This is a genomic window from Sphingomonas sp. LaA6.9 (assembly GCF_022601895.1).
GTDB lineage: Bacteria > Pseudomonadota > Alphaproteobacteria > Sphingomonadales > Sphingomonadaceae > Sphingobium_A.
Genome location: NZ_JAKVIO010000083.1, coordinates 1 through 4,976, shown reverse-complemented (window position 1 = coordinate 4,976; position 4,976 = coordinate 1). Strand labels below are relative to the sequence as shown.

7 protein-coding genes and 1 pseudogene are annotated in these 4,976 nt (G+C 60.4%); 2 read left to right on the top strand and 6 right to left on the bottom strand.

The window, feature by feature from the left end:
* The 5 genes and pseudogenes from MKI88_RS21145 to MKI88_RS21125 form a co-directional block, all read right to left on the bottom strand.
* A pseudogene (locus MKI88_RS21145) lies at window positions 1-188 on the bottom strand (YqcI/YcgG family protein); the annotation flags it as partial.
* A 154-nt stretch (window positions 189-342) separates the two neighbouring features.
* Window positions 343-591, bottom strand: coding sequence for a GlsB/YeaQ/YmgE family stress response membrane protein (locus MKI88_RS21140; RefSeq protein ID WP_241633531.1), 249 nt, complete (start codon window positions 589-591; stop codon window positions 343-345).
* 129 nt (window positions 592-720) lie between these two features.
* The gene (locus tag MKI88_RS21135) at window positions 721-1,071 is read right to left on the bottom strand and encodes a hypothetical protein (RefSeq protein ID WP_241633530.1); all 351 of its coding nucleotides are present in this window, start codon (window positions 1,069-1,071) and stop codon (window positions 721-723) included.
* 18 nt (window positions 1,072-1,089) lie between these two features.
* Window positions 1,090-1,401, bottom strand: a complete 312-nt coding sequence (locus MKI88_RS21130; protein ID WP_241633529.1) for a hypothetical protein — start codon at window positions 1,399-1,401, stop codon at window positions 1,090-1,092.
* Window positions 1,398-1,667, bottom strand: a complete 270-nt coding sequence (locus MKI88_RS21125) for a hypothetical protein (RefSeq protein ID WP_241633528.1) — start codon at window positions 1,665-1,667, stop codon at window positions 1,398-1,400. Before MKI88_RS21125 ends, MKI88_RS21130 begins: the two co-directional genes overlap by 4 nt.
* A gap of 167 nt (window positions 1,668-1,834) precedes the next feature.
* On the opposite strand from MKI88_RS21125, the gene MKI88_RS21120 reads away from it, so the two are divergent.
* Together MKI88_RS21120 and MKI88_RS21115 are read left to right on the top strand one after the other, a co-directional pair.
* Entirely contained in the window at window positions 1,835-2,494 is a 660-nt protein-coding gene (locus tag MKI88_RS21120; RefSeq protein ID WP_241633527.1) for an SOS response-associated peptidase family protein, read from the top strand.
* Window positions 2,495-2,543: 49 nt separating this feature from the next.
* Window positions 2,544-3,224, top strand: a complete 681-nt coding sequence (locus tag MKI88_RS21115) for an SOS response-associated peptidase (protein ID WP_241633526.1) — start codon at window positions 2,544-2,546, stop codon at window positions 3,222-3,224.
* 480 nt (window positions 3,225-3,704) lie between these two features.
* On the opposite strand, the gene MKI88_RS21110 is transcribed toward MKI88_RS21115, so the two are convergent.
* On the bottom strand, window positions 3,705-4,811 hold the full coding sequence (locus MKI88_RS21110; RefSeq protein ID WP_241633525.1) for a Fic family protein: 1,107 nt from the start codon (window positions 4,809-4,811) through the stop codon (window positions 3,705-3,707).
* Window positions 4,812-4,976: the final 165 nt, after the last annotated feature.

Below are 4,976 nucleotides of genomic sequence, written 5' to 3'. Positions count from 1 at the left end.
AGCTTGCAAAGCTGCGGGTAGATCCTCAAGTCATCCCAGCCCGACGTGATGTCACGCGCGATGATGATATGCATTTGCTGTCGTGCAAGGGCGGATTTGGCTCCCACACAGGGAAAGTCGGGACGTTTGACAAAGGCGCGAAATCTTTCAGCGAGCGGATTTCGCTCGTCCTCCATTACACTGATCATGAACTGATTTCCTTCGGGCTCGTCATGGGCTTGTACCCACATCTGCAAAACGAAGAACGTCCGCGTTTGTGTCCGCACGCTCCATAGTCTGCCCTGCGCAAGCGGCCAGTAATCATGATGCTCGCATTGATCCGTCGTGCGGCGATCTGCCGCCCTATGAAGCCCGTCTGATCAACTTCACGATTGCCAGGAGAATGATGGCCCCGACCAGCGAGTAGAGGATCGCCATGAGGTTGAGGGGCGCGTTGATAATCGATGCGCCGCCCCCGAACAGGAACCCTGCGATCAGTGCGCCGACTATGCCGATTACGATGTCGAACAGGATTCCACCGCCGCTGCGCATGATCATGCCCGCGACCCATCCCACGAGAGCGCCCACAACCAGAATGATGATCAGACCCATGATGTCCTCCAATGACGCTGCAATCTCGTGGATCGCAAACTATAGACTCTTTCGGTCCTGCAACGGTTCCCGAAGGGAGGGCGGCGCTGCTGGCGATTAGTTGCGATCGGGGCCGCAACGGGCGTGGCCTCACGCGCTCATTGCCGGCGCATCCTGTTCGGGAAACAGCGGCAACGGCGATCGACCCGGCCGTCGCTCGGCCACCTCGCCTGCGGGCACGACCACCGCCCAGTCGATGGGGAAATCATGGCGCACGCTTTCGCTTGCCCCGGCAGGGCGGATCGTGGTGATGCCGGCACCATCGCGCGCAACCGCAAAGCTGTGGCTCTCACCGTCCCAGCGCACCGCAAGCAGCGTGCCGTCGCTGAGCGCGATCGAGAAACGCGCCAGGCCCTCGTCATCGGGGGTGAGCGTGATCTCCTGCTCGATATCGCCCGAGATCCTCAGCCGATCGAAATCGGGTTCGATCAGTATCGTCATTGATTTCCTTCCTTTCCGTCAGCGTCTCCGCCGGAGCGCGCGTTTCCAGTCTTCCTCGCTCGGCATCGGCAGGTCAGTGTCGTTGTCGAGGTCAGTGAGTTCGAGGCGCGGCGGGATTTTGGGTCGTCCGAGCGCGCGGCATTTGCCGCAGCGCATATGCAAGGGCACCAGTCTCAGCGCATCGTTCCAGCCCTTCTTTTCGAAGCGCCACCACAGCGCATGGCCGTCGAAGATCGCGCTATGCCCGCAGCGACACGTGAAGCGCAGCGTCTTGTGCCTTGCTGCCGCGTCGAACAGGTCCTTCATCGGATTGGGCGACGCGATCGTCATGACTTTCCCACCGGATCCTCGGGCAGACGACGGAAGCGCGCGCCCGCGGTTGCAAAGGGATCGGGCTCGTCATCGGGGATGAGCCGCACCATTTCCAGATTAGAGAGGCCCTGGACGAGATGGTCTGTTAGCTGGTCACGTACGACGTCCTTCGAGCGGTTCTTTGGCGCCCAGAGATCACGGAACCAGAAGCGCGGGGCGACCGCCAGCCTGATCGCCAGATGGAGGCGCAGGTCGTCGAGCGAAAAGGGTTGGCGATTCGGCATGCCGCATTATCGGAACAAAGAACGAACATTGGCAACAGCGCTCTGCTAAGGCTTTGAAGAAGCTAAGGCGCGTGACGTCTCGGTTGCACCGATGCCGCACCCCATTTCGTTCTGTATTTGTTCCATGATAAGCTTATCCAACGAGTCGCTGTGAGTGGAACCCGATCATGTCCAGGCTTCATGCGGTGATGGCGGGCGTCGAGGAGATCGCGTGCCACTTCGATGCCGAACCGAGCGATGCGCTCAGCCCTCCCTATGAGGTGATCGAGGGCTGCCCGCATCTTGTCGCGATCGAGAACCAGGGACGGCGGATGCTGAAGCGGCTGAGCTGGGGCTTTCCAAGGCTCACGCGCGAGATGCGGCTCAGCGGCGATCCGCCGGGACGCGTCGGCCTTGTCGCCGATCTCACCAACCCGATGTGGGAGCAGATCGTGGTCGACCCACGCTATCGCTGCCTCATTCCGCTCACGCATTTCGGCAATCCCGACGGGCCTCCGGGTGCGATGACGCGCACATGGTTCTCTGTGAAGGACCAGTCCATTGCCTGCTGGGCGGGCTTTTGCCGCAGCACTCCAGAATTGGGGCCGGTCTATGCCGGTATGACGATGGACGCCAATGCCGCGGTCATGCCGACCAATGATCGGATGCCCGTGCTGCTCGAGCCCCATGAATATGCGCTGTGGCTCCACGGCTCGATCAGCGACGTGATCGAGTTCCAGTTCCGTGCGCCGTTCGCCGCCGAACGCATGGAGGTGCTGAAAAGCGAGGATCTATGGCGCAGCGGCAAGTTGCCCACGATCGCCCAGCCACAGCTCGATCTCCTGTAGCGCCTGGCCCATGTGTCGGTGCCGCGCTTTCGTGATATAGGCGAGCGCCATGTGCAACCAATATGCCTTGCGTCCGAGCCGTGACGAGGTTGCGGCACATTTCAGGGTGAAATCCTTTGGCGCCTCGAACGCGCCGCAGGAGATTTATCCCGGCTATCCCGGCATGGTCGTCCACGAGGTAGCGGGCGAGCGCGTCATGCACTCGATGACCTGGGGGTTTCCGCTGCGCCTCAAGGGGATGAAACCCGAGTCCAAGCCCAGGCCGGTCAACAATATCGCTGACCTCAGAAAACCGATGTGGATCGGACTTGCACGCAAACCGCAGTGGCGCTGCCTCATCCCGCTCAGTCACTTCGCCGAGGCCGAGGGACCGAAGGGCGCGAAGACCAAGACATGGTTTTCGGTGACCGATCAGCCAGTCGCCGCCTGGGCAGGGCTATGGCGCGTGAGCGACGAATGGGGCCCGGTTTATTCGGGCCTGATGACCGATTGCAACGAGGCGATCCGCCCGGTCCATGACCGCATGCCCGTGCTGCTGATGCCTGAGGACTATGACCGCTGGCTGGGTGGCAGTTTCGAGGATGCACTTGGCTTCCAGGAACGCTGTTTCCCCGACGATCTGATCGTGATGGAGCGCACGAACGAGCCCTGGAACAAGGCCGGCACGCTGGAAAGCCACCATCCGAGCGGTCCAAGTTCCGGGTGCAGCTCAGTGAAGGCCGGACTCTAATCACAACTGGAGGAAATTGCCCGGGGCAGGTCACAACTCGTCACAAATCGTGGCACAATAGCCGTCTAGCCGAGGCTAACCCAGGCTAGCCCAGTCTCAGCTAAAATGATCGATAATCGCCGTGCATCAATGACTTGGGCGCCGAATCTCAGTGATTCGGGTGGTGCCGGATGAGGGATTCGAACCCCCGACCTTCGGTTTACAAATCTGGTCGAGCGAACGACGGCCTCGTTTAACACCTCCCGAAAGCCGCAGAAATCTGCGGATTTTTGAAGTCTATTAGGAGGGGAGGTCGATCGTCAAGCGAAACGATGACACAAATCGTGACACAAAGCCCAAGGCGCCTGAGCGGGCGCTGGCCATGGCCAAGGAACATTTCGACGAGTGACTTTTGTTGGCGACTTTGAAGGCCACAGATGTTGCCCCGCAGGTATCGATAGGTTTTGGTCCAAGCCGCGGGGAGGCTGGCGGGGCGTCGCTCTAACTGCCGATCCTGAGAAAGTACCGCGTATACCTCAGTTCACCCTCCTTCCGCAGGGCGCCGAGTTCGACAAGCTCGGTCAGATCACGTGTCGCGGTGGCGGAGAGCGCCTCGGTGATCGTGCGGTAGTTCGCTGCACTCAGACCGCCTTTGAAACCGTCGGGCCCTTCCGCAAAAAGCCGCAGGAGGGCCTTCTCCTGTCTTGCGTTGATCATGCCCTGCAAGCGGTCGAGCAATCGTGTCTTTGCGATCAGGAATTCGACATGCTCCGTGCTCCTTTTCTGGGCTGTCAGAGCGACATCGGCAAACCAGGTCAGCCAATTGTCGATGGAGTTGGACAGGCTGGCTCGGTGCAGGTGCTCGTAATAGGCCTTTCGATTGCTCTGGATGGCTTCGGCCAGCGAGGTGATAGCCGGCGCATCCAGCGATTGCGCGAGCGCTTTTTGGGCAAGCGCACGCCCAAGACGGCCGTTCCCGTCTTCGAAAGGGTGGATCGATTCAAACCAGAGGTGCCCGATTCCCGCGCGCGCCAGAACGCTAACGGGTGCTGAACCCATCGGTCCGCTTTCATTGAACCAGCGGATGAAGGCAGCCATTTCCTCTGGGACGACCTCGGATGGAGGCGCTTCAAAATGCACCTTTGGCGCATGTAGTGCTCCCGAGACGATCTGCATCGGGTCCGCGTGCGTGCGGTAGACCCCGGCTTCCGTCAGGTCGCGCCGGCCATTCATCAGCATCGCGTGCCATCGGCATAGCGTGTCGTCCGAAAGTGGTTCGGCGTAGCTGCGATAGAGGTCTGCCATGAGCTCGGCGGCCCCAGCTTCTGCCGCGCTGGCACGGCGTGCATCGGCCTTGATGCCCAAGTGTCTTGCGACCGAAGACTGGACACTCGCTCGGTCGAGCACCTCGCCTTCAATGGCTGAGCTGTCGACGGCTTCTTTAGCCATAATGGAGATCGTCAGCTGTTGGCGATCGACCTCGTCAAGATGGCTCATGGCGCCCACCATGACACCCGCGCCTTTCAGAAAGCGCGCCTCCTGGGCCCGCAATGCCTCGGCATCGTAGGAGAAGGCGGGCCAATCGCGTTGTTGCCAGTTCCAGCGCATGATCTATAGCATGGCGCTCTATAGATCATTTTTCAACAATTATTGATCTATAGACTCTTGCTTTATCCGTCACGCTTCAGCGGGATGTTGGGCGACGTCACCAATCGTATCCAGCTCACCCCCATCGCGATCCGCGAGGGGCAGGCCTTCGCCGACACGATCTTT